This window comes from Pseudomonas sp. GW456-12-10-14-LB2 (assembly GCF_002884345.1).
GTDB lineage: Bacteria > Pseudomonadota > Gammaproteobacteria > Pseudomonadales > Pseudomonadaceae > Aquipseudomonas > Aquipseudomonas paraglycinae.
This window is the reverse complement of sequence record NZ_POHV01000040.1, coordinates 30,691-52,684: the sequence shown is the minus strand read 5'-3', so window position 1 is coordinate 52,684 and position 21,994 is coordinate 30,691. Positions and strand designations below refer to the sequence as shown.

General features: G+C 61.8%; 20 protein-coding genes. 11 read left to right on the top strand and 9 right to left on the bottom strand.

What is annotated here, in order from left to right:
- Window positions 1-51: 51 nt before the first annotated feature.
- A complete protein-coding gene (locus tag C1X29_RS23725) occupies window positions 52-1,008 on the bottom strand; it encodes a LysR family transcriptional regulator (protein WP_011335300.1) in 957 nt (318 codons plus the stop codon).
- Window positions 1,009-1,120: 112 nt separating this feature from the next.
- On the opposite strand from C1X29_RS23725, the gene C1X29_RS23720 reads away from it, so the two are divergent.
- Window positions 1,121-1,870 carry a sulfite exporter TauE/SafE family protein gene (locus C1X29_RS23720; protein ID WP_102686458.1) on the top strand — a complete coding sequence of 250 codons (750 nt, stop codon included), beginning with the start codon at window positions 1,121-1,123 and terminating at the stop codon, window positions 1,868-1,870.
- Here the strand turns inward: C1X29_RS23720 and C1X29_RS23715 are convergent.
- Window positions 1,860-2,714, bottom strand: coding sequence for a LysR substrate-binding domain-containing protein (locus C1X29_RS23715; protein ID WP_007955701.1), 855 nt, complete (start codon window positions 2,712-2,714; stop codon window positions 1,860-1,862). The genes C1X29_RS23720 and C1X29_RS23715 overlap by 11 nt on opposite strands.
- 97 nt (window positions 2,715-2,811) lie before the next feature.
- On the opposite strand from C1X29_RS23715, the gene C1X29_RS23710 reads away from it, so the two are divergent.
- Both C1X29_RS23710 and C1X29_RS23705 read left to right on the top strand, forming a co-directional pair.
- Complete coding sequence (locus tag C1X29_RS23710) at window positions 2,812-3,027, top strand: DUF1127 domain-containing protein (RefSeq protein WP_085744970.1); 216 nt, start codon at window positions 2,812-2,814, stop codon at window positions 3,025-3,027.
- A gap of 64 nt (window positions 3,028-3,091) precedes the next feature.
- On the top strand, window positions 3,092-4,339 hold the full coding sequence (locus C1X29_RS23705; protein WP_102718499.1) for a winged helix-turn-helix domain-containing protein: 1,248 nt from the start codon (window positions 3,092-3,094) through the stop codon (window positions 4,337-4,339).
- Here C1X29_RS23705 and C1X29_RS23700 read toward each other — a convergent pair.
- The gene (locus tag C1X29_RS23700; protein ID WP_007955704.1) at window positions 4,336-5,682 is read right to left on the bottom strand and encodes a class II 3-deoxy-7-phosphoheptulonate synthase; all 1,347 of its coding nucleotides are present in this window, start codon (window positions 5,680-5,682) and stop codon (window positions 4,336-4,338) included. The genes C1X29_RS23705 and C1X29_RS23700 overlap by 4 nt on opposite strands.
- A gap of 150 nt (window positions 5,683-5,832) precedes the next feature.
- On the opposite strand from C1X29_RS23700, the gene C1X29_RS23695 reads away from it, so the two are divergent.
- Complete coding sequence (locus C1X29_RS23695) at window positions 5,833-6,588, top strand: spermidine synthase (protein ID WP_007955705.1); 756 nt, start codon at window positions 5,833-5,835, stop codon at window positions 6,586-6,588.
- Window positions 6,589-6,591: 3 nt separating this feature from the next.
- On the opposite strand, the gene C1X29_RS23690 is transcribed toward C1X29_RS23695, so the two are convergent.
- Window positions 6,592-7,383, bottom strand: a complete 792-nt coding sequence (locus tag C1X29_RS23690) for a crotonase/enoyl-CoA hydratase family protein (RefSeq protein WP_102718498.1) — start codon at window positions 7,381-7,383, stop codon at window positions 6,592-6,594.
- A gap of 422 nt (window positions 7,384-7,805) precedes the next feature.
- Between C1X29_RS23690 and C1X29_RS23680 the strand changes: the two genes are divergently transcribed.
- Complete coding sequence (locus C1X29_RS23680; RefSeq protein WP_085744967.1) at window positions 7,806-9,479, top strand: DEAD/DEAH box helicase; 1,674 nt, start codon at window positions 7,806-7,808, stop codon at window positions 9,477-9,479.
- Window positions 9,480-9,556: 77 nt separating this feature from the next.
- On the opposite strand, the gene C1X29_RS23675 is transcribed toward C1X29_RS23680, so the two are convergent.
- Window positions 9,557-10,324, bottom strand: a complete 768-nt coding sequence (locus C1X29_RS23675) for a class III extradiol ring-cleavage dioxygenase (protein WP_085744966.1) — start codon at window positions 10,322-10,324, stop codon at window positions 9,557-9,559.
- A 102-nt stretch (window positions 10,325-10,426) separates the two neighbouring features.
- On the opposite strand from C1X29_RS23675, the gene C1X29_RS23670 reads away from it, so the two are divergent.
- Window positions 10,427-11,080 carry a thiopurine S-methyltransferase gene (locus C1X29_RS23670; RefSeq protein ID WP_102718497.1) on the top strand — a complete coding sequence of 218 codons (654 nt, stop codon included), beginning with the start codon at window positions 10,427-10,429 and terminating at the stop codon, window positions 11,078-11,080.
- Between the two features lie 59 nt (window positions 11,081-11,139).
- On the opposite strand, the gene htpX is transcribed toward C1X29_RS23670, so the two are convergent.
- Both htpX and C1X29_RS23660 read right to left on the bottom strand, forming a co-directional pair.
- Complete coding sequence (gene htpX, locus C1X29_RS23665) at window positions 11,140-12,027, bottom strand: protease HtpX (RefSeq protein ID WP_007955710.1); 888 nt, start codon at window positions 12,025-12,027, stop codon at window positions 11,140-11,142.
- 303 nt (window positions 12,028-12,330) lie between these two features.
- The gene (locus tag C1X29_RS23660) at window positions 12,331-13,542 is read right to left on the bottom strand and encodes a pyridoxal phosphate-dependent aminotransferase (protein WP_007955711.1); all 1,212 of its coding nucleotides are present in this window, start codon (window positions 13,540-13,542) and stop codon (window positions 12,331-12,333) included.
- Window positions 13,543-13,767: 225 nt separating this feature from the next.
- Between C1X29_RS23660 and msrB the strand changes: the two genes are divergently transcribed.
- From msrB to C1X29_RS23645, 3 genes are all read left to right on the top strand, one after another.
- The gene (gene msrB / locus C1X29_RS23655; RefSeq protein WP_064383288.1) at window positions 13,768-14,163 is read left to right on the top strand and encodes a peptide-methionine (R)-S-oxide reductase MsrB; all 396 of its coding nucleotides are present in this window, start codon (window positions 13,768-13,770) and stop codon (window positions 14,161-14,163) included.
- Window positions 14,164-14,265: 102 nt separating this feature from the next.
- The gene (locus tag C1X29_RS23650; RefSeq protein WP_085607138.1) at window positions 14,266-14,751 is read left to right on the top strand and encodes a glutathione peroxidase; all 486 of its coding nucleotides are present in this window, start codon (window positions 14,266-14,268) and stop codon (window positions 14,749-14,751) included.
- A complete protein-coding gene (locus tag C1X29_RS23645; RefSeq protein WP_085744964.1) occupies window positions 14,748-15,209 on the top strand; it encodes a MarR family winged helix-turn-helix transcriptional regulator in 462 nt (153 codons plus the stop codon). The genes C1X29_RS23650 and C1X29_RS23645 overlap by 4 nt, the downstream gene beginning before the upstream one ends.
- On the opposite strand, the gene C1X29_RS23640 is transcribed toward C1X29_RS23645, so the two are convergent.
- Complete coding sequence (locus tag C1X29_RS23640) at window positions 15,193-17,514, bottom strand: response regulator (RefSeq protein ID WP_085744963.1); 2,322 nt, start codon at window positions 17,512-17,514, stop codon at window positions 15,193-15,195. The genes C1X29_RS23645 and C1X29_RS23640 overlap by 17 nt on opposite strands.
- 166 nt (window positions 17,515-17,680) lie before the next feature.
- On the opposite strand from C1X29_RS23640, the gene C1X29_RS23635 reads away from it, so the two are divergent.
- Window positions 17,681-18,571, top strand: a complete 891-nt coding sequence (locus C1X29_RS23635) for an ATP-binding protein (protein ID WP_007955716.1) — start codon at window positions 17,681-17,683, stop codon at window positions 18,569-18,571.
- On the top strand, window positions 18,568-19,050 hold the full coding sequence (locus C1X29_RS23630; protein WP_011335287.1) for a GAF domain-containing protein: 483 nt from the start codon (window positions 18,568-18,570) through the stop codon (window positions 19,048-19,050). Before C1X29_RS23635 ends, C1X29_RS23630 begins: the two co-directional genes overlap by 4 nt.
- Here C1X29_RS23630 and C1X29_RS23625 read toward each other — a convergent pair whose 3' ends face one another.
- Window positions 19,051-21,993 carry an HD domain-containing phosphohydrolase gene (locus C1X29_RS23625; protein WP_102718496.1) on the bottom strand — a complete coding sequence of 981 codons (2,943 nt, stop codon included), beginning with the start codon at window positions 21,991-21,993 and terminating at the stop codon, window positions 19,051-19,053. It abuts the gene before it with no gap.
- Window position 21,994: the final 1 nt, after the last annotated feature.

Here is a 21,994-nt window from a genome sequence, read left to right as displayed (position 1 = left end):
TAGCGCTCGAATCTTTAATGCGCCAGACAATTGTGCCCGGTGGCGAATCGGTCAGTGCCGGCCCAGTTCCCGCTGCAGGGCCAGATCCCACGGCGGCACGGGGCTGAACCGGGTCTTGAGGTATTCCAGCAGCAAGCGACTGCGGGAGCTGGCCTGTTGCTCCAGCCGCAGCGCGTAGATGCCGGTGCTCTCCGGTTTTGGCAGGCCGTTTTCACAGAACAGCGGCAGCAACTCGCCGCGCAGCAGGTATTCGCTGGCCAGCCAGGTCGGCAGATGCGCGATCCCGAGTCCCGCGAGCGCACCGCAAACCAGCGCCTCGGCGTTGTTGGCGCTCATGCGCACCCGCGCCGGACGATGCAATTGCATCTGCCCGTCCTGTTCGAAGCGCCAGGCGAAGGGCGGGGCAAGACCGTCCCAATCCAGACCGTCATGTTCACTCAATTGCGCTGGCTCGCTCGGCACGCCTCGGCGCTTGAGATAATCGGGGCTGGCGCAGGCGATGCGCACCATGCTCGCCAACGGTGTGGCGACCAGCCGGGTGTCGGCCATCTGCCCGGCGCGCAATACCAGATCGACCTTGCCCAGGTTCGAACCGTCCATGTCCACGAAGCTGTCGATCAGATGCAGCTGCACGTCGAGCCCCGGATACAGCACCAGAAAATCGGCAATCACTGGCGCCAGATGCCGGCGCCCGAATGCCGCCGGCGCATCCACCCGAATCAGACCCTCCGGCGCGCTGCTCAGGGACACCGCTTCCGCCCGGGCCAGTTGCAGCTCGGCAACGATCCGTCGCGCCCGTTCGGCAAACGCCAGACCCGCCGGCGTGGCGCGCACCGCGTGAGTGCTGCGGATGAACAACTGGCTGCCGACAGCGCTTTCCAGACTGTCGATACGCCGGGCAACGGCGGACGGCGTCAGCGGATGTCGGCGTGAGGCGGCGGAGAAACTGCCACTTTCCAGCACATCGAGAAACAGCCCGAGTTGTTCGGTCAATTGATTGGGATTCATGAATCAGTTCAGTGCCTATGCGGATTTGGCACAGCCATTGTGCGTTGCTGTGCGTTTCCGTGCCAGCGTCGACTGCGTAGGATGAGTCGCCTGACGTTTGAGGAATTCTGCTGTGATCGAGTTTTTGCTGTACCTGTTGTTTGGCGCCGCCCTCGGCACGCTGGGTGGGATCTTCGGCATCGGTGGTGGCTTGATCGCCATTCCGCTGCTGGGCGTGTGGTTCGGGCTCGATCAGCAGATCGCCCAAGGCACGGCGCTGGTGATGGTGGTGCCGAACGTGATGCTGGCGCTGTGGCGTTATCATCAGCGCAATCGCATTGAGCTCCGGCATGCAATGCCGTTGGCGGTGATGGGATTCTGTTTCGCGTGGATCGGCTCGATCTGGGCCGTGGGCATCGACGCGCAAACCATGCGCATCGGCTTTGTCGCGTTCCTCGTGGCGTTGTCGGCCTACAACCTGGTGCGCATGTTTGGCGCGCGTCCGGCAGCGACTTCCGAGATGCGTTATTCATGGCCGTGGCTGGGCGTGCTCGGCGCGGCGTCGGGCACCATGGGCGGCTTGTTCGGTGTCGGTGGGGCGGTGGTGGCGACGCCGGTGCTGACCAGCCTGTTCGGCACCACTCAGGTGGTTGCCCAAGGCCTGTCGCTGGCGCTGGCGTTGCCGAGCACCGGCGTCACGCTGGTGACGTACGCGGTGCACCACGAAGTGGACTGGATGATCGGCCTGCCGCTGGCCATTGGCGGTCTGGCCAGCATCAGCTGGGGCGTGAAAGTGGCCCACGCGATGCCGGAAAAACTCCTGCGCGGGCTGTTCTGCGGGTTCCTGGTGCTGTGCGCGGTGATGCTCGCCTTTAAAGTTTGAAGCCTTCGACGATGTGCTCGGCCAGGCATTCGGTGATCGGCGAGGGATTGTTGAGGTTGCGGATCAGCATGATGCTGGCCTCGGGCAACAGCGGCAGATCTTCGGCGGCGCCGAGAATGCGCAGATCCGGGGTGATCAGGCTTTCCAGTTGCGCGGTGATCGCCAGACCCGCGCTCACCACTGCCATCAACGCCGACAGGCTGGTGCTGTTGTAGGCAATCCGGTACTCGCGGCCCATCGCGTCCAGCGCGTTACAGGCCCACAGGCGGCAAAAGCAATCACTATTGAACATCGCCAGCGGCAACGGCGTCTGTTCGTGGGCGCTGAAATTCTGCGCCTCGGCCCAGACGAAGCGCTCCTTGCGCAGCAACTGGCCAATCTCGTTGCCCGGCTCGCGGGTGACGATCGAAAGATCCAGATCCGTGCGCTGCAGCAATTGTTTGGTCGACTCGCAATGCACTTCGATCTGGATCAACGGATAGAACTGGGCGAAGCGCGACAGGATCCCCGGCAGAAACCGCATCACGTAATCGTCCGGCGTACCGATCCGCACCGTGCCGACCATGTGCGGCTCGCGCAGGGTGTTGAAAACTTCACTGTGCAATTTCAGGATGCGCCGCGCGTAGCCGAGCAACACCTGGCCTTCGGCGGTGAGGCGCACCTGACGCCCGTCGCGCTCGAACAACTGGCGCTGCAACACGTCCTCTTCCAGACGCTTCATCTGCATGCTCACCGCCGATTGGGTGCGGTTGACCATTTCGCCGGCACGGGTAAAACCGCCCTGATCGGCAATCGCGACAAAGGTGCGCAGGACATCGGTATCGATACTGGGATATGCCGACAATTGATGAATCTCCGTGATGCATGCCATCAGAAACATTCGTTGGATTGATCGTAGCGCCGGCGCGAGACTTGAGCCATCCCTAAAGGAGGGCAACACGATGAAAGGTCAAAAAGTCTATGTGAGCGATGACAGAGTGCCGGTCCATCTGATTACCGATTTGCTGCACAAGTTTAGTCGCTGGTACGAACTTCACCGCGAACGCGAGTTGCTTGCCAGTCTGAGCGACGAAGCGTTGAAGGACATCGGGGTCAGCCGTGCCGATGTCGAACATGAGTCGGTGCGGCCGTTCTGGGATGATCCGATGCATAAATGATGAGGCCATTGCTACACAAACCACTTTCAGGTGAGGTAGGTTGCGAGCAGACATGGAGGAACACATGCCCGCGACATTGTCCTTTTCCCTTAAACAGGCTCGACGTCTGGCACTGGCTGCCCAAGGGTTTCACGGGCGCCAGCCGCCGGCTGTCAAGGCGATGCACGTCAACCGGCTGATCGAACGCCTCGGCCTGTTGCAGATCGACTCCGTCAATGCCGTGGTGCACTCGCACTACCTGCCGCTGTTCTCCCGTCTTGGTTCCTACTCTGCTGACTTGCTCGACCAGGCTGCCTGGAGTTCGGGGCGTCGTCGTTCGCTGTTCGAATACTGGGGCCATGAGGCGTCGTTGCTGCCGCTGTCGATGTACCCGCTGATGGGCTGGCGTATGCAGCGGGCCAGACGTGGTGAAGACATCTATCAGCAACTGGCGCGATTCGGTCGCGAGCAGCAGGATACCATTCGCCGGGTGCTGGCGTCGGTCGAAGAGCAGGGCGCACTGGGCGCCGGCAGCCTGTCGACCCGCAAGGAAAAGGCCGGGCCATGGTGGGACTGGAGCGCGGAAAAGCACGCCTTGGAATGGCTTTTTGCCGCTGGCGAAGTCACCGTCGCCGGACGCCGTGGTTTCGAGCGTTTGTATGACTTGCCCGAGCGGGTGATTCCGGCTTCCGTGCTGCAGCGGCCATTGCCCGATGAGGCCGAGGCGCAGCGCGGTTTGTTATTGCATGCAGCGCAGGCGCTGGGTGTCGGCACGGAAAAAGACCTGCGTGATTACTTCCGCCTGAATCCTTCCGATGCCCGCCCGCGTCTGGCCGAACTGGTCGAGGACGGGCAGCTGCTGACCTGCGAAGTCGCCGGTTGGCGCCAGATTGCTTATTGTCTGCCCGAGCCGAAAATCCCGCGCAAGGTCGAGGCCAGTGCATTGCTGTCGCCGTTCGACTCACTGATCTGGGAGCGCAGCCGGACCGAGCGGCTGTTCGATTTTCGCTATCGGCTGGAGATCTACACGCCGCAGGACAAGCGGGTCTACGGCTATTACGTGCTGCCGTTCCTGCACAATGAACGGATTGCCGCGCGGGTCGATCTGCGTGCTGAACGGGCGGCGGGGCGGTTGGCAGTGCATGCGGTGCACGAGGAAGAACCCGGACTGGATGACGCGGGGATGCTGGCGCTGGCGCTGAATTTGCGGCGCATGGCGGACTGGTTGGGACTTGAGCACGTGCAGCTCAATTGTCAGCGGGAAAGTGCGGGGCGATTGCGGGTGGCGTTGGCTCAAGTCGAAAACGACCGAGCCAACGTCATCGCGATTTAGCGTTTGACCTGTTTCAGCGTCTCGGCAATCAAGAATGCCAGTTCCAGCGACTGATCGGCATTCATCCGTGGGTCGCAGTGAGTGTGATAGCGATCCGACAAGCCGTCTTCAGTGATTGGCCGCGCGCCACCGATGCACTCGGTAACGTTCTGCCCGGTCATTTCGATGTGGATACCGCCGGCGTAGCTGCCCTCCGCTTCGTGAACCTGGAAGAACTGCTTCACCTCGCCAAGAATCTGCGCGAAGTCGCGGGTCTTGTAGCCGCTGCTGGCCTTGATGGTGTTGCCGTGCATCGGGTCGGAACTCCACAGCACCTGCTTGCCTTCGCGCTGCACCGCGCGGATCAGCGCCGGCAGGTGATCGCCGACCTTGTTCGCACCCATCCGTGCGATCAGGTTGAGGCGGCCCGGATCGTTGTCCGGGTTGAGCACGTCGATCAGGCGGATCAGGTCGTCGGGGTTCATGCTCGGGCCGACTTTCACCCCGATCGGGTTGTTCACCCCGCGCAGGAATTCGACGTGGGCGCCGTCGAGCTGACGGGTGCGGTCGCCGATCCACAGCATGTGCGCCGAGCAATCGTAGTAATCGTTGGTCAGGCTGTCGCGGCGCACGAAGGCTTCTTCGTAGTTCAGCAGCAGCGCTTCGTGGGCGGTGAAGAAACTGGTTTCGCGCAGTTGCGGCGAGCTGTCCATGCCGCAGGCGCGCATGAACGCCAGGGTTTCATCGATACGGTCGGCGAGGTGGCTGTATTTTTCGGCCAGCGCCGAGTTGGCGATGAAATCGAGGTTCCACTTGTGCACCTGATGCAGGTCGGCAAAACCGCCCTGGGCGAAAGCGCGCAGCAGGTTGAGGGTGGCGGTGGACTGGTGATAGGACTGCAGCAGACGCTCCGGATCCGGCACGCGGCTCGCCGAGTCGAAACCGATACCGTTGACGATGTCGCCACGGTAGGCCGGCAGGGTCACGCCGTCGATGGTCTCGTCGTTGGCCGAGCGCGGCTTGGCGAACTGGCCGGCCATGCGCCCGACTTTGACCACCGGGCAGCCGGCGGCGAAGGTCATGACGATTGCCATCTGCAGCAACACTTTAAAGGTGTCGCGGATCTTCGCGGCGGAGAACTCGGCGAAGCTTTCCGCGCAGTCGCCGCCCTGCAGCAGGAACGCCCGGCCCTGGGTGACTTCGGCAAACTGACGACGCAGCTCGCGCGCTTCGCCGGCAAACACCAGCGGCGGGTAGCTGGCCAGCGTCTGCTCGACCTGGCGCAGATGTGCGGCGTCGGGGTATTGGGGTTGTTGCTGGATCGGCAGGGCGCGCCAGCTGTCAGGGCTCCAGGGTTGGCTCATCACGGTCTCTAAGGTTCTACGCACGGACGGCCATGTTAGCAGCAATTAGTGCGTGACCTGCTCCCGCCGCTTCGCCGACAATCGCCGCTTTGCCACGGCGCCAGATCGGTGCCATCGCGTCACCGCGCCCGGTGACCACCAGGAGACGAAATGACTGAGGAGCGCGTCGAGCTGTTGCTCGCCGAGGTACAGGATGAGTTCGGCGTGATTCGCGTGCTGGAAGTGGCCGACTACCGCTTTCTGGAGTTCGGCGATGCGATCGAGCAAAGCTGCGTGTTTACCGCCGACCCGAGCTGGCTGGAGTACGACTACACCCGGGCGATGCTGATCGGCGCGCTGTGCCACGAGCAACCGGAGAGCGCGCTGTTTCTCGGTTTGGGCGCGGGAACGCTGACTCAGGCCTGCCTCAAGTTCCTGCCGCTGGAAGATGTCGAAGCCATCGAGTTGCGCCCGGACGTGCCGCGTCTGGCCATCGAATACCTCGGGCTGGATGACGATCCACGGCTGTACATCCGCGTCGGCGATGCCCTCGAACTGCTGCCGACCGCTGAACCTGCGGATCTGATCTTCGTCGACCTGTACACCGATGTCGGTCCCGGCGCCGGGCACCTTGCGTGGAATTTCCTCGGTGACTGTCAGAAGCGTCTGAATCCTGGCGGCTGGCTGGTGATCAACCAATGGGCCACCGATGACGGCAAACCCTTGGGCGCGGCGCTGCTGCGCGGGCTCTATCACCGGCATTACTGGGAACTGCCGGTGAAGGAGGGCAACGTCATTCTGATCGTGCCGGCGGATCTTGATCAGGTGCTGGATATGCAGGCGCTGACCGCCCGGGCTGAAGCGCTGGCGCCGAAGCTGGGTTACTCGTTGCAGACGTTGATCAACTGCATCCGTCCGGCGACCTGATCTTCAAAGGCCTTTGAAAACGCCGGGCCTGCGCTCCACCAGCGAGCGCACACCTTCCTTGGCGTCTTCAGTGGCCAGCAACTTCTTCACCAGCGGCGGCAAGCTTTTAGCCGCTGCGGTCTCGCCTTCATAGCGCGCCTGGCGTGCCGACATCAACGTTGCCTGCACGCCCAACGGCGCCTGTCGGGCGATTCGCTCGGCCAATTCGATGGCGCGTGGCAGCAAGTCTTCGCTGGCCATGACTTCCTGCACCAGACCCAGGCGCAACGCATCATGGGCATCAAACTCGTCGCCGGTCAGCAGCCAGCGCATCGCATTGCCCCAGCCGGCGACCTGATGAAAGCGTAACGTCGCGCCGCCGAACGGAAAGATCCCGCGCTGCACTTCCATCTGGGCGAACCGAGTGTTGCTCGCGCACAGGTTGATGTCGGCGGCGAGCATCAATTCGATGCCGATGGTCAGGCAATAACCCTGCGCCGCGACGATCACCGGTTTGCTGACCCGTGGCCCGACGAACACGCCCCATGGATCGCAACCACCGGGCGGCACCTGCCAGCCCTGGGCGAGGGCGGAACTGGCGTTGACCAGATCGAGCCCGGCGGTGAAGTGCTCGCCATGCCCGAACACCACCGCCACCCGTGCGTCGCTGTCGGCCTCGAATTCACCGTAGGCCAGGGCCAGGTCGTTGAGCAGGTCGAGGTCGAAGGCATTGCGCTTGGCGGCGCGGTCCAGGCCGATCAAATGCACGTGACCGTGGCGCGCACGGCTCACGCGGCCGGGGCAGGGCTGATTCATGGGTGTTTCCTCGCAGGGGAAGAAAAGGTGCAGCGACCAGATGCCGCACGTCGGTGAATCGTTTAAGCGCCATCGCCCGCAGGGCCGGGGTCTTTGAAAAATAGACCTTTGCCCGATTATCCGCAAAACCCCGTTACACAGCGGTGACAACTGTATTTCGCCGATAAAAAAAGCTCCCTTTTTGGGCAAATTCCGGTATAGTGCGCGCCGGCCTTTAACCGGGCCGCGTTTAGGTAGCGCAATTCCCCGAAGTCAGCTTCGGCTGCACGTCCGCACTGCGGGCTCTTCCTTGACGATTCTTTTTCATTCATTCGTTTTCGCAAATCCCCGCCGACAAAGCTGCCAGGGCGACTCTTGAGTCTCAACACGGCATGTGCAGCTTTGGAGCATGGGTCTTTGCGGATGCACTTAGAGGCAGACCCATGACCCAGGAAATCGGCGGCTTCGCCGCTCTTGAACTTCATCCCAATATTGTCGCTGCAGTAGTCGCTACCGGCTATGAAGAGCCTTCGGCCATTCAGCAGCAGTCGATCCCGATCATCCTCGCCGGTCACGATATGATTGGTCAGGCGCAAACCGGTACCGGTAAAACCGCTGCCTTTGCCCTGCCTATCCTGCACCGCATCGATCCGTCCAAGCGCGAGCCGCAAGCTCTGATCCTGGCCCCAACTCGTGAGTTGGCGCTACAAGTTGCAACCGCTTTCGAAACCTACGCCAAGCAAATGCCGGGCGTGACTGTTGTGGCTGTCTACGGCGGCGCGCCGATGGGCCCACAATTGAAAGCAATCCGTAATGGTGCACAGATCGTTGTCGCCACTCCGGGCCGTCTGTGCGACCACCTGCGTCGCGACGAAAAAGTGCTGCAGACCGTGAACCACCTGGTTCTCGACGAAGCAGACGAAATGCTCAAACTGGGCTTCATGGACGACCTCGAAGTCATCTTCAAGGCCATGCCGGAAACCCGTCAGACCGTATTGTTCTCGGCGACCCTGCCGCAATCGATCCGTGCCATCGCCGAGCGTCACCTGCGCGATCCAAAGCACGTGAAGATCCAGAGCAAGACCCAGACCGTTACCGCGATCGAACAGGCTCACCTGTTGGTTCACGCTGACCAGAAGACTTCTGCCGTTCTCAGCTTGCTGGAAGTGGAAGATTTCGACGCTCTGATCATGTTCGTGCGCACCAAGCAAGCGACCCTGGATCTGGCCAGCGCCCTCGACGCCAAAGGCTACAAAGCCGCCGCGTTGAACGGCGACATCGCCCAGAACCAGCGTGAGCGCGTCATCGACTCGCTGAAAGATGGCCGTCTGGACATCGTTGTAGCGACCGACGTTGCCGCCCGTGGTCTGGACGTTCCGCGCATCACCCACGTTTTCAACGTGGACATGCCGTACGATCCGGAATCCTACGTGCACCGTATCGGCCGTACCGGCCGTGCCGGTCGCGAAGGCCGCGCGCTGCTGCTGGTGACTCCGCGTGAGCGCCGCATGCTGCAAGTGATCGAGCGTGTGACCGGTCAGAAAGTTGCCGAAGTGCGTCTGCCGGACGCCCAGGCCGTTCTCGATGCCCGCATCAAGAAACTGACCAACAGCCTGTCGCCGCTGGTGGCTGACGCCGAATCGACTCACGGTGATCTGCTGGATCGCCTGACCGCCGACATCGGTTGCACCCCGCGTGCCCTGGCTGCCGCTCTGCTGCGCAAGGCCACCAATGGTCAGGCGCTGAACCTGGCAGCGATCGAGAAGGAACGTCCACTGGTGCCAAACAGCGCACCGCGTGGCGACCGTCCTGAGCGTTCCGGTGATCGTCCGGAACGTGGTGACCGCGAGCGTCGTGCGCCAATGCCTTTGGGCGAAGGCCGTGCCCGTTGCCGTACCGCGCTGGGCGCGCGTGACGGTATCGCGGCGAAAAACCTGCTGGGCGCCATCCTCAACGAAGGTGGTCTGGCACGTGAAGCCATCGGTCGCATCCAGGTGCGTGACAGCTTCAGCCTCGTCGAGCTGCCGGAAGATGGTCTGGACAAGCTCCTGACCAAACTGAAGGACACTCGCGTTGCCGGCAAGCAGCTGAAACTGCGTCGCTACCGCGAAGATTGATCCGCCTCTGGGCTGATTGATCGAACATAAAAAATCCCCGACTGGTTCGGGGATTTTTTTTGCCTGCGATTTAGGCATCAGCCGAAGCGGTAGATGTCCATACCCAGTGCACCCATGGTGAAACCTTGATGGGCAATGCTGAAATCACCACCGGCACCTCGGGCGAAGTACAGCGGCAGCAGATGCTCGTCACTCGGATGGCTGCGCACGGCGTTCGGTGCCTGCTGGCGGTAATCGTGCAGGGCGGCTTCGTCGTTGGCGGCGAGCTTGTCGACAATCCAGTCGCGGAAATCCCGGGCCCATGGCTCGACGCTTTCCGGGCCGGCGTGCCAGTCCAGTTCCCGCAGGTTGTGGGTGATGCTGCCGGAGCCGATCAACAGAATGCCCTGTTCGCGCAGACTGGCCAGCGCTTGACCGACGCGGTTCTGCAACGCCGGGCCGCCACGGCTGGGCAGGGAAACCTGAACCACCGGGATGTCGGCTTGCGGGTACATCAGCGAGAGCGGCACCCACACGCCGTGATCGAACGGTCGTTGCGGGTCGAGACGCGCCGGCAGGTTGTTGGCGGTCAGCAGATCGGCAACCTCGCGGGCCATTTGCGGATTGCCCGGTGCCGGATACTGCACTTCATACAGCGCGCGGGGGAAACCGCCGAAGTCGTGCCAGGTTTCCGGTTGCGCATGGCTGCTGACCAGCAGCTCGTGGCTTTCCCAATGGGCGGAAACGATGACGATGGCTTTCGGGCGTGGCAGTTCGGCTGCCAGTCGCGCCAGGGCCGGACCGCTGGCACCGGGCTCCAGCGCCAGCATGGGCGAGCCGTGAGAGATAAACAGGCTGGGAAACATGGAAGGATTCCTGAGCGTTAAGATGACCCATCTTCAGTCAGTTCATTGATCTAATTCCAATATAAGTTTTAACGTCTTTTGATCGAATTCTTAGGAGGATGCATGCAGCCGGAGTTTTGGCACAAGAAATGGGAATTGAACCAGATCGGCTTTCATCAGCCTGAGGTGAACCCGTATTTGCAGCGGCACTGGCCCGAGCTGGCCATCCCGGCGCAGGCGCGTGTGCTGGTGCCGTTGTGCGGTAAAAGCCTGGATCTGCTGTGGCTCGCCGGCCGAGGTCATCAGGTGCTTGGTGTCGAGCTGTCGGAGAAGGCCGTGGAAGACTTCTTTATTGAGCAGCAATTGCAGCCGCGGGTGAGCGAGCAAGGCGGTTTCAAGGTTTATCGCGCGGGCGCGATCGAGTTGTGGTGCGGGGATTTCTTCTCGCTGACGGCAGATGATGTTGCCGGTTGCACCGCACTGTATGACAGGGCGGCGGTGATCGCCTTGCCGCCCGCGATGCGCGAGCGTTATGCGGCGCACTTGCAGGGTCTTTTGCCGACATGCCGAGGGCTGTTGGTGACGCTGGATTATGACCAGTCGCAGATGCCCGGGCCGCCATTTTCCGTAGACGATGCCGAAGTGCAGCGTTTGCTGGGCAGTGTCTGGCGTGTCGAGATGCTGGAGGAGCAGGATGTGCTCGGTGACAGCTGGAAGTTCGTGCAAGCCGGCGTAACTCGGCTGGAAGAGCGGGTCTACCGGATTTCCGGGGCGTAATCGACAGGCAAAAAAAGGCCCGCATCACTGCGGGCCTTTTCGTTGGTGCGCCGGTTTGATCAGCCGCGACGACGCAGGGCGTCGATACGCTCTTCCAGCGGCGGGTGGCTCATGAACATGCGGGCGAACCCTTGCTTGATGCCACCGTTGATGCCAAAGGCGTTCAGGGTGTCCGGCATGTGCACCGGCAGGCCTTGTTCGGCGCGCAGGCGTTGCAAGGCGTTGATCATCGCGCCGGTACCGGCCAGGCGGGCACCTGCATCGTCGGCACGGAACTCGCGTTTACGCGAGAACCACATCACGATGGCGCTGGCCAGAATGCCCAGCACCAGCTCGGCGAAGATGGTCGCGATGTAGTAGGCCATGCCTTGGCCTTCTTCGTTCTTGAAGATCACCTTGTCGACGAAGTTGCCGATGATTCGCGCGAAGAACATCACGAAGGTGTTCACCACGCCCTGGATCAGCGCCAGGGTGACCATGTCGCCATTGGCCACGTGACCGATCTCGTGAGCCAGCACGGCCCGCACTTCATCTTCCTTGAAACGCTCAAGCAAACCCTGGCTGACTGCGACCAGTGCGTCGTTCTTGTTCCAGCCGGTGGCGAAGGCGTTGGCTTCATAGGCCGGGAAAATCCCCACCTCGGGCATCTTGATCCCGGCTTCCCGGGACAGTTGCTCGACGGTTTGCAGCAGCCATTGTTCGTGGCGGGTGCGTGGCTGGGTGATGATCTGGGTGCTGGTGCTCATCTTCGCCATCCACTTGGAGATGAACAGCGAGAACAGGGACCCGGCGAAACCAAAGACTGCACAGAAAACCAGCAGCTGACTGAGGTTGAGATCAACCCCGTTGGCCGCCATGAACCCGTTGAAGCCAAAAAGGCTCAGGGTGATGCTGGCTATCAGCACGACCGCCAGGTTAGTGGCCAAAAACAGCAGGATGCGCATCATGGTTGTAGAAATCTCCTCAAGCTAAAGATGTAGCGTACTGCGGGGTATATAAGGCGCGGCACCTGGCGATTCAACCGAGTGACTATTTCAAACTGTGTCCTACACCGGATTTGTCGGGCATGGGATATTTCCCACTGCTGAATCCGGTATGGATGACAGGCACACGGCACCCGGTCTCATTGCGTCAGGCACGCATGATTCGTATGAGTCGCAAGTGTAGAAGGTGCTGGAGGAGGGGCGGAGCAGAAGTGTTGCTGAATCAGACAGTGCGCAACGTTCGGGCCGTTGCGCACTGAGCGCCGGTTACTGGCGGTAGGACTTGAGGAAGTTGCCGATGCGACCGATGGCCATGTCCAGGTCATCGACCCGCGGCAGGGTGACCACGCGGAAGTGGTCAGGCCACGGCCAGTTGAACGCCGTGCCTTGCACTACCAGCAGCTTCTCGGAGAGCAGCAGATCGAGCACGAATTTCTCGTCGTTGTGGATCGGGCAGACTTTCGGGTCGATCTTCGGGAACGCGTACAGTGCGCCCATCGGCTTCACGCAGCTCACGCCGGGAATGTCGTTGAGCAATTCCCAGGTACGGTTGCGCTGTTCCAGCAGGCGACCTTGTGGCAGCACCAGATCGTTGATGCTCTGGTAGCCGCCGAGTGCGGTCTGAATTGCATGCTGGCTCGGCACGTTGGCGCACAGACGCATGTTGGCCAGCATGTCGATGCCTTCGATGTAGCTGTGAGCGTTGTGTTTCGGCCCGGAAATGGCGATCCAGCCGGAACGGAAACCCGCCACGCGATACGACTTGGACAGACCGTTGAAGGTCAGGCACAGCAGGTCCGGGGCCAGCGAAGCGGTGCAGATGTGCACGGCGTCGTCGTAGAGGATCTTGTCGTAGATCTCGTCGGAGAACACCACCAGGTTGTGCTGACGGGCCAGCTCGAGCATGCCCAGCAGCACTTCTTTCGAATACACCGCGCCGGTCGGGTTGTTCGGGTTGATGATCACCATCGCCTTGGTGTTCGGGGTGATCTTGGCCTTGATGTCGGCCAGGTCCGGGAACCAGTCGGCGCCCTCGTCGCACAGGTAATGCACCGCGTTACCGCCGGCCAGGCTCACGGCTGCGGTCCACAGTGGGTAGTCCGGCGCCGGCACCAGCACTTCGTCGCCGTTGTTGAGCAGCGCCTGCAGCGACATCACGATCAGCTCGGACACGCCGTTGCCCAGGTAGATGTCCTCGATGCCGACACCTTCGACCTGCTTCTGCTGGTAGTACTGCATCACCGCCTTGCGCGCGCTGAACAGGCCTTTGGAATCGCTGTAGCCCTGGGCGGTCGGCAGGTTGCGGATCACATCCTGGAGAATTTCGTCCGGCGCTTCGAAACCAAAGGGCGCCGGGTTGCCGATGTTCAGCTTGAGGATGCGATGGCCTTCCTCTTCCAGGCGTTTGGCGTGCTTGAGCACCGGGCCGCGAATGTCGTAGCAGACGTTGGCGAGCTTGTTCGATTTGCTGAACTGCATGGCGATGTGATCCCGAAAATGAACGATCCAGGCGGCGGGTGGACAACCGTGCTGGGAATCCTGCGTCTTCACACAGGCAAGTGTCTCGAGCGGCGGTTTCCAACAATCCGTTTGAATGCGCAGGAACCCGCTGCCAGACTGGCGTGTGACGAGGCGCAATCATACGTGCCGCCCGATCCGTGGAAAAGGTACAGATCGGGCTTTTTCAGCCGCTGAGGTGTGATGATGGAAAAGATTGAAAAGACCCTGGAAGAATGGCGGGCGATGCTCGACCCCGAGCAATACAACGTGTGCCGTCTCAGTGCTACCGAGCGACCGTTCTCCGGTAAATACAACGCCACCAAGACTGACGGTGTCTATCACTGCGTCTGCTGCAACGAGCCATTGTTTGATTCCAAGACCAAATTCGATTCCGGTTGCGGCTGGCCAAGCTTCTACGCGCCGATCGGCGAGAGCGCCATGACCGAAATCCGTGACACCAGCCACGGCATGATCCGCACCGAAGTGAAATGCGCCAAGTGCGATGCGCACCTGGGCCACGTATTCCCTGACGGTCCGCCGCCGACCGGCCTGCGTTACTGCATCAACTCGGTGTGCCTGGACCTGGTGCCGCGCGAGTAACCGATACGGGCGATCCATGGGTCGCCTTTCGAATAATTAAATTGCACACAATTCAATTGCTCGCTATTTTTGCCGTCTACCCATTTTTCAAGAGTGCGCACCATGAGCGATAACCTGCTGAACATTCCGTGCACCACCATCAAAGGCGAGCAGAAGACCCTCGCCGATTTCGCCGGCAAGGCAGTGCTGGTGGTCAACACCGCCAGCAAATGCGGTTTCACGCCGCAGTACAAAGGCCTTGAAGAACTGTGGCAGACCTACAAGGATCAGGGCCTGGTGGTGCTGGGCTTCCCGTGCAATCAGTTCGGCAAGCAGGAGCCGGGCAACGAGGGCGCCATCAGCGAGTTCTGCGAGCTGAACTACGGTGTCAGCTTCCCGCTGTTCAAGAAGATCGAAGTCAATGGTAACGGCGCGCATCCACTGTTCGTGCAGTTGAAGAAACGCGCGCCAGGCGTGCTGGGCTCTCAGGGCATCAAGTGGAATTTCACCAAGTTCCTGATCGGCAAGGACGGCCAGTTGGTCAAGCGCTTCGCCCCGGCCACCAAGCCGCAGGATCTGAGCCGCGAGATCGAAGCCCTGCTCAAATGAACAGCCTGTCCGCCGATTCGCTGAAGCTCGACAGTCAGCTGTGCTTCAAGTTGTATGCCGCATCGCGGGCGGTGATCCGTGCCTACAAACCGATGCTCGATCAGCTTGGCCTGACCTACCCGCAATACCTGGCGATGCTGGTGTTGTGGGAGTGGCAGCAATCCGCGCCGGAGCAGCCGACGGTCAAGGCGCTGGGTGAACGTCTGGCACTGGATTCCGGCACGCTGACGCCGCTGCTCAAACGTCTGGAGCAACTGCAACTGGTCCAGCGTCAGCGCTCGGCCCGGGACGAACGCGAGGTTCATCTGAGCCTCACGCCGCAGGGGCAGGCGCTGCGTGAACAGGTCGGGCCGTTGAAGGCGCGGCTGTTGTGCGACAGCGGGGTGGATCTGGACCGGCTCAATGACTTGCGCGACGGTCTCGATCACTTGCTGGGGCAGATCAAAGCACTGTCGTAGTCGGAATCCACTGGTCCAGCAGCGCCGCCAGTTCTTCCCGACGGAACGGCTTGGCCAGATAGTCGCTCATGCCCGCTGCCCGGCAACGTTCGCGCTCCTCGGACATGGCGTTGGCGGTCAGGGCGACAATCGGCAGATGCGGCCAGCGCCCGCTCTGACGGATCTGGCGGCTGGCTTCGTAGCCGTCCATCACCGGCATGTTGCAGTCCATCAGCACCAGATCGAATTCGTCGTGTTCCAGCTGATCCAGCGCTTCCACGCCATGGGCGGCGACTACAACGTCGCAACCGAGTTTGCCCAGCATGCCCTTGGCCACCAACTGGTTGACCGGGTTGTCCTCCACCAGCAGCACCCGACCGCGCCGCTGCGACGGCACGCTTTCGAGGCGTGCGCGGTCGATGGTGGTGAGATCCGGCAACAGCGTCCGGCGCAGATTCTGATACAGCGCGTTGCGAGCCAGCGGTCGCGCCTGCTGCTGCAACGGGGCGAGGGCGGCGGCTTCTTCACCCGGCATGAAACTGCCGTAGGCAGTCACCAGCAGAATCGGTGCCGTCATCGCCGGGCGCAGGCCGAACAGGCATTCCGGGCAGTCGGTGATGATGACGTCGGGGGACAGACCGAGCAGCGGGTCGTCGAGGGTTCGCTGCTCGTAGGTCAGTCCCCAGACCGGCAGCAGACTTTCCAGCAGTTCCGCCAGCCCGCTGACCGCGTTGGTGATTGCCAGCACCTTGCCGTGCAACGGTGGCGGAATCACCGCTCGGGTGTGGCAGGGCAGTGGCAGTTCGGCGCAGAACTGACTACCGAAACCCACTTCGGAACTGATGGTCAGGCGCCCCTGCATGGCTTCGCACAGGTTGTAGGTCAGTGCCAGGCCCAACCCGGTGCCGCCGTACTGGCGGGTGATGCCGGCACCCGCCTGGGTGAACGGCTGGAAAATCTTCACCTGCGCTTCCTGGGCGATGCCGATACCGGTGTCGCAGACTTCGATCCGGACGCCGTCTTTCCAGGTGGACAAGCGCACATCGACCCGACCGAAGCGGGTGAATTTCAGGGCGTTGGACAACAGGTTGCTGACGATCTGCCTGACCCGGGTCGGATCGCCGAGCACCAGCGCCGGAAAGTACGGATCGATCAGGCAGGTCAGTTCGACACTCGGCGCCGCGTTCTGCGACAGCAGGTTGGCGGTGTCTTCGATCAGCGAGCCAAGATCGAATGGAATGTGTTCGAGCTCCAGTTGCCCGGCATCGAATTTCGACAGGTCGAGAATATCGTTGAGCAGCTCCACCAATACCTTGCCCGAGTCGTGGGCGATCGACAGTTGTTGCTGTTGTTCGGCGTTGAGCGGGCCGTCGAGCGACAGGGCGATCATCCCCAGCAGGCCGTTGAGCGGAGTGCGGATCTCGTGGCTCATGTTGGCGAGAAACGCCGAGCGTGCCTCGGCCATGTCCAGTGCCGTGCTGCGGGCCACTTCCAGTTCCTGGTTGGACTGGCTGAGCCGCGCGTTGATCGCCTTGAGCTCGGCGGTACGCGCCGACACGATGTCTTCGAGTTGCGCGAGGTAGTCGGTGAGGCGGTTTTCCGCATTGCGCCGCTGCTGGATTTCGGTGGCGATGTTTTCGAACTGCTGGTTGGCAACCTTGACCAGCACGCCGATCTCGTCGTTGGCGTGCCCGCCCGGACATTCCAGGGTCGTCGGCTCGGCGCTGCGCGGGTCGCGGCCGCTGAGTTCGCGGATCACCCGCACCAGCGGTTTGGTCAGCATCACGTAGAACAGCGCGAGCAGAATCCCGGTGAGAATCAGGCTGCGGGCAAACCCGTTGAGCAGCGTGACCTCGGCCCGGCGCAGGAAGCGGCTGCCGAACGCGTAGGTGTCGACTTCCAGTTTCAAGGTGCCGAGGGATTCGTTGGGCAGGTGATCGAGGTAGAGGCGGTCTTCGAACTGGCGTTTGGCGCCGAACAGGAAGTCGCTGATCATCCGGTAGCCGCTTTGCAGCTCCGGGCGTTTGACGTTGGCCAGCACCGTCTGATTGTTGTCGGTCAGTTGTGCGGAAATGATCGCCGGCGAGCGCAGCAGGCCCAGGGTCAGTTCCTGCGCCAGTTCGGCATCGATGTTATAGGCGATGCGCGAGGCCGGGTTGTGGCTGATTTCCAGCAAAGACAGGATTTCACGGTTGATGGACGCGTCTTCACTGGCATAATCGATGCCGATTTGCAGCAGGCTGAGCAGCGTGCCCAGAATGAACCCGACCAGCACGGTAAGCCGGGCCTGTTTGTACGACAGCCGGTGGGTGAATTTGATATCCATGGGGTGTTGAACCACTTCCGTTTCCCTTCGCTGCTCAAGCATAGTCGATCATGCATGGATTCCGGGGTTCCCGAAGCGCCTTGTAACAAGGGCCGGGACTGGTTTCGAACGCTGTGTGTCGTCGCTGCACCGCCATCATCACTGTGAACGAGCCCGAGGAGAAGACGTGGATTCCCGATTGAATGCTTTTCTTGAGCGCGCCGAGTCGGTTCTGGCGCGGATCGAACCACTGCTGCCGGCTCCACGCCCGGTCATCGACTGGGGCACCTGCCTCGCCGCACGCTGGCAGCGTGACGGTCGCAGCGGTTATCTGCTGCCGCTGGAAGTCAGCCTCGACATGCGCTTGTCGGACCTGATCGGCGTCGACCGCCAGCTGGAGCAACTGGGCCGCAACACTCAGCAATTTCTCGACGGCATGCCGGCCAACCACGCGCTGCTGTGGGGTTCGCGCGGTACCGGTAAATCGTCGCTGGTGCGGGCGCTGTTGGCTGAACACGCCAAGGCCGGTTTGCGTTTGATCGAAATCGAGCGCGATCACCTGGCGGACCTGCCACGGGTGGTGGAGCAGATCGCCAAGCTGCCGCAACGCTTTGTGCTGTTCTGCGACGACTTGTCGTTCGAGTCCGGTGAAGGCGACTACCGCGTGCTGAAAAGCGTGCTGGACGGCTCGCTCGAACAGGCACCTGACAACGTGTTGCTGTACGCCACTTCCAACCGTCGTCATCTGGTGCCGGAAAAGGAAAGCGACAACGAAAACTGGAAGCGCGTCGATGGCGAGCTGCATCCGAGCGAGGCGGTAGAAGACAAGATCGCGCTGTCGGATCGTTTCGGCCTGTGGCTGTCGTTCTATCCGTTTACCCAGGAACATTTCCTCAACGTCGTCGAGCACTGGATCGGCCAGTTGGCCGCCAAGGCCGGCCTGAGCTGGGAGCGCGACGAACAGCTGGACATTCTCGCCGTGCGCTGGGCAACCGGCCGTGGCAACCGCAACGGACGTTGCGCGTACCAATTCGCCCGTTACTGGGTGGGACTGAAATTGTTGGAGCACAAGGCATGATTGATTTGCAACAGAGCGGCCAGGGCCTCGAAGGCTATGGCATGTTGGCCGCGCAACTGGAATCGCTGCTGGCGGACGAGCGCGATTTCATCGCCAACGCCGCGCAGTTTTCGGCGTTTCTGTTCAACCAGCTCGATGACCTGAACTGGGCCGGTTTCTACCTCAATCGCAACGAAGAGCTGGTGCTCGGTCCGTTCCAGGGCCAGATCGCCTGCGTGCGCATTCCGTTCGGACGCGGTGTGTGCGGCGCGGCGGCTGCCAGCTTGCAAACGCAACGGGTTGAAGACGTTCACGCGTTCCCCGGCCATATCGCCTGCGACAGTGCGTCGAACAGCGAACTGGTCGTGCCGTTGGTCAAGGACGGCCGTCTGATCGGCGTGCTCGACCTCGACAGTCCGAAGCTCGCGCGTTTCGGTGCCGACGATCAGGCCGGGATCGAACAACTGGCGGCGATCTTCCTGCGCCTGACCGACTGCTGATCACGCCGACAGGCCTGCCTTGAGCAGCACGGCCGCCGGGTCCACGGCATCGATCTGCCGTGGATCGAGAAACCGCGTGGCGTACTGCAAGTACACGCCATCGCGGATGAACAGCCCGAACAACTCCGCATCGATGTGCGCCTCGCGGCACATGGTGGCCATGATCCCCAGCGCTTCACTGAGGGACTTGGCCTTTTTGTACGGGCGGTCGGCGGCGGTCAGGGCTTCGAAAATATCGGCAATCGCCATCATGCGCGCCGGCAGGCTCATGTCTTCGCGTTTCAGGCGCTTGGGATAACCGGTGCCGTCCATCTTTTCGTGATGCCCGCCGGCGATTTCCGCCACGCTGTTCAGATGCCCGGGGAAGGGCAGGTGGCTGAGCATCAGGATCGTCTGCACCATGTGGTGGTTGATGATGTAGCGTTCTTCGCGGGTCAGGGTGCCCCGGGGGATGCTCAGGTTGTACAGCTCGCCGCGATTGTATTTGTACGGCGGGACGTCGAGCTTGAAGCCCCACGGATTGTCCTCTGGAATGAGCTCGCCCTCGGCGCGTTTCAGCAGATGTTCGGGCTTGTCTGCCAGCAACGGTTCGGTGGCCGGCAAGGTCGGTGCCGGGGTGCGTGACTGACGCCGGTTCTCTTCCCATGACAGGCCCAGCCGATCATCCAGCGTGCGCGTCCATGGGCGTTTCGCGATGCCTTGCAGGCGTTGCAGGTCGGCCTCGGCCATCGCTTCACTGCCCAGATTGCAGTGGGCGACGAATGCAAAATCATCATCCAGTGCTGTCAGGGTTGCGTCGCGCAGCTCGGCCAGTTGCCGCTCTTCGCCGCCCATGGCCAGGGCTTGCCAGTAGCTGACCCAGGCATCGCGCTTGAGCACTTCGAAGCGGGTGCGGATTTCATGCAGGCGATCGTTCAGGGTTTCCAGTTTGGTGGCTTTGTCGACCACGTATTCCGGGGTCGTGACCTTGCCGCAATCGTGCAGCCATGCGGCGATGTGCAGGGCCTCCCATTCGTCTTCGTTCGGCTGGTAATCGCTGAATTCCGGTGCCTGACTGGCCGCGGCGGCGTGGGCGAGCATCAGGGTCAGCTCCGGCACACGCTGGCAATGCCCGCCGGTATAAGGGCTCTTGGCATCGATCGCGCCGGCCAGCAGTTGAATGAACGCATCCAGCAGTTGCTTCTGCCGGGCTTGCAGGCGCTGGCTTTCGATACTCACCGCCGCTGCCCCGGACACCGCTTGCAGGAAGGCAATGCGGTCGGGCCGCAGCTTTTCCAGATCACTCGCCGTGCCGCTGTCATTGATCAACAGCACCAGCAGGCCGACGGTCTCGTTGTGCCGGTTATGCAGGCGGATACCGATCAGGTGCACCCTTGGCGACGCCATGGCCAGCAGCACTTTCTGCAGATCGGTGGCCTGTTCGAAGCCCAGATTGCTCACCACCGTGTTGGCGTTCGCCAGTTGCCGGAACCATTCGGGGCTTTGAGTGGCGTCAAGATTGCGCCCCTGAATATCGAACGCGGCCAGAGCTTGGGACGCGCCATCGACCACCAGCCCGTAGGGCTCCATGCGATTGCCGTCGTTTTCGCGCAGATAAATCAGGCCCGCCTGAGCCTGGGCGATCTGCACGGTCTCGAACAGCGCCCGTTGCAGCAGCGGTTCGAAGCGGGTTTCAGCAGTCAGGCTGTCGGTGATCCGAAAGAAGCTGGCCAGGGTGTCCTTCATGCGGGCCATCGACAGACTCAGCTGGTCGACCTCCAGCACCGGTGATCGACGGGTCACGGGAAAATTGAAATCGAAGCTGCGGATCGCATCGGCTTCCTTGACCAGCGCATGCAGCGGCTTGACCAGAATTCGCGAGATCAGCCACCCGAGCGGCAGGCACAGCAGCAGAGTAGCCAGCGTGATCAGCGCGCCTTGCCAGCGCATGCGATAGGCATCGACCAGCAACTCGTCCTCCGGCACCAGCAACGCCATCTGCAAACCTTTCGGCCCGCCTTCCTGCAACTGGCTGCGGGCGACAATCCATTGCCGGCCGTCGGCCTTGAGCCGGTTGCCCTGGTGACCGGACAACAAGGCATGCAGGGCGGGGCTCAAGTCGGCAGCCTTGGCCAGACGCGCCGTTCGGTCATCGACGATCAGCCGGCTGCTGTCGGGATAGGCCACGGCGTTGCCTTCGGCGTCGAACAGGACGATTTCCGTGGCCGGTGTCACCACGTGTTTGATCAGGGTTGCGGAGAGTGCGTCGAGGGTCAGGTCGGCGCCGATTACCGCGTCATCACCGCTGCGCCGGGCCAGTGTTGTGCCGACGTTGTGGGTGGAGAAAAAGACGTAGGGTTCGGTGGTGATCTGTTCAGTCTGCTGCCGTGCGTTGATGTACCACGCCCGGCTGCGGGGATCATAAGGATCGTCGGGATTGTCCTGCCGGCCGACCGGGGACAGGGCCTGGTCGAAGAACAGCGACTGCGAATGCGCCTGACCGCTGGCGTCATGTTCGATGCTCCAGACCTGAAATGCCGCGGCGTCGGGTGCCTTGAGCAGGGTTTTCAGCGCGGGTGTGCGCAAAGGACGGACCATGAAAAAATCGCCGTTGCCATAACCCAGGTACAGCGAGGCCAGGTCCGGGTTGTCCGTCAGTGACTGGCTGAACGGCTTGAGCAGCGCCAGACGCGGTTCGAGGCCGGAAGAGCGGGCGGCGGGGGTGTCCGCCAGCAGGCTCAGCAGGTGTCGAATCGGTTCATAAGTGGCCTGCAGATCAAGGCGCACGTCCTGTTCGATGCGGTTGAACAGTTTTTCGCTGCTCGACAGGATGATCTGCGTGGTCTGCCGATAGTTGAACAGACCCAGCACCACCCCGGTGAGCAACAGCAGAAAAGTGAACATGACGCTGATGTGCACATGCAGCGGAAACCGGCGTTGTTCCGGGTGCAGTGGGCTGGGCATT

Bases quoted from the DNA above. Each gene is read 5' to 3' on its own strand.
- C1X29_RS23725 (WP_011335300.1), bottom strand. From the start codon at position 1,008: ATGAATCCCAATCAATTGACCGAACAACTCGGGCTGTTTCTCGATGTG.
- C1X29_RS23710 (WP_085744970.1), top strand. From the start codon at position 2,812: ATGAAAGGTCAAAAAGTCTATGTGAGCGATGACAGAGTGCCGGTCCAT.
- C1X29_RS23705 (WP_102718499.1), top strand. From the start codon at position 3,092: ATGCCCGCGACATTGTCCTTTTCCCTTAAACAGGCTCGACGTCTGGCA.
- C1X29_RS23700 (WP_007955704.1), bottom strand. From the start codon at position 5,682: ATGAGCCAACCCTGGAGCCCTGACAGCTGGCGCGCCCTGCCGATCCAG.
- C1X29_RS23695 (WP_007955705.1), top strand. From the start codon at position 5,833: ATGACTGAGGAGCGCGTCGAGCTGTTGCTCGCCGAGGTACAGGATGAG.
- C1X29_RS23690 (WP_102718498.1), bottom strand. From the start codon at position 7,383: ATGAATCAGCCCTGCCCCGGCCGCGTGAGCCGTGCGCGCCACGGTCAC.
- C1X29_RS23680 (WP_085744967.1), top strand. From the start codon at position 7,806: ATGACCCAGGAAATCGGCGGCTTCGCCGCTCTTGAACTTCATCCCAAT.
- C1X29_RS23675 (WP_085744966.1), bottom strand. From the start codon at position 10,324: ATGTTTCCCAGCCTGTTTATCTCTCACGGCTCGCCCATGCTGGCGCTG.
- C1X29_RS23670 (WP_102718497.1), top strand. From the start codon at position 10,427: ATGCAGCCGGAGTTTTGGCACAAGAAATGGGAATTGAACCAGATCGGC.
- htpX (WP_007955710.1), bottom strand. From the start codon at position 12,027: ATGATGCGCATCCTGCTGTTTTTGGCCACTAACCTGGCGGTCGTGCTG.
- C1X29_RS23660 (WP_007955711.1), bottom strand. From the start codon at position 13,542: ATGCAGTTCAGCAAATCGAACAAGCTCGCCAACGTCTGCTACGACATT.
- msrB (WP_064383288.1), top strand. From the start codon at position 13,768: ATGGAAAAGATTGAAAAGACCCTGGAAGAATGGCGGGCGATGCTCGAC.
- C1X29_RS23650 (WP_085607138.1), top strand. From the start codon at position 14,266: ATGAGCGATAACCTGCTGAACATTCCGTGCACCACCATCAAAGGCGAG.
- C1X29_RS23645 (WP_085744964.1), top strand. From the start codon at position 14,748: ATGAACAGCCTGTCCGCCGATTCGCTGAAGCTCGACAGTCAGCTGTGC.
- C1X29_RS23640 (WP_085744963.1), bottom strand. From the start codon at position 17,514: ATGGATATCAAATTCACCCACCGGCTGTCGTACAAACAGGCCCGGCTT.
- C1X29_RS23630 (WP_011335287.1), top strand. From the start codon at position 18,568: ATGATTGATTTGCAACAGAGCGGCCAGGGCCTCGAAGGCTATGGCATG.
- C1X29_RS23625 (WP_102718496.1), bottom strand. From the start codon at position 21,993: ATGCCCAGCCCACTGCACCCGGAACAACGCCGGTTTCCGCTGCATGTG.